Raw genomic sequence first — 627 nt, 5'->3', positions numbered from 1 at the left:
GGTTACGGCAATACCGTTTTTCGCAGCCACTTCGGGATCAAGTGTGTAGTTGATGTATTTGTGGGCATTGACGATGTTTTTCGCATCGGCCGGAATCAGCCAAGATTCAATCCAGAAGCCCATGCCTTTCGGAGTCAACACTTCGATGCCGACATTGTTTTTCACTTCTTCAGAACGCGCTTTGGCCAAGTTCAAGTCGCCGCCGTTACCTGCCGCCAAGCAAATGTCGCCGCGCGCCAATTCGTCAATGATGGAAGGGCTGAAACGTTTTACATCAGGACGGATGGCTTTCAACACTTCTGCCGCCGCTTTCAAATCTTCAGGATTCGAGCCTTTAGGATCTTTACCCAAGTAGTTCAACAAGATTGGGAACATTTCGCTCGGGGTATCCCACAAAGCGATGCCGCAAGATTTCAGCTTGTTGGTGTATTCAGGTTTGAACAGCAAATCCCAGCCGTTTTCAGGCAATTTTCCGCCCAAAAGCTCCTTGCCTTTCGCGGTAATCGCCAAAGTGTTCACACCGGAGAAATAAGGAACGGCGTATTGATTGCCCGGGTCGGCGGTTTCCAACATCTTCAGCAATTCAGGGTCGATGTTTTTGTAGTTCGGAATCAGATCCTTATTGAT

General features: G+C 48.8%; 1 protein-coding gene. It reads right to left on the bottom strand.

Going from position 1 to position 627, the window contains the following annotated elements:
• Positions 1 to 627 (bottom strand): extracellular solute-binding protein (locus ACTHUM_RS17425; RefSeq protein ID WP_440403615.1); only part of this gene is annotated, 627 nt, incomplete at both ends.

This window comes from Neisseria sp. P0021.S006, assembly GCF_051956895.1.
This window is presented reverse-complemented; position numbering and strand designations above follow the sequence as displayed.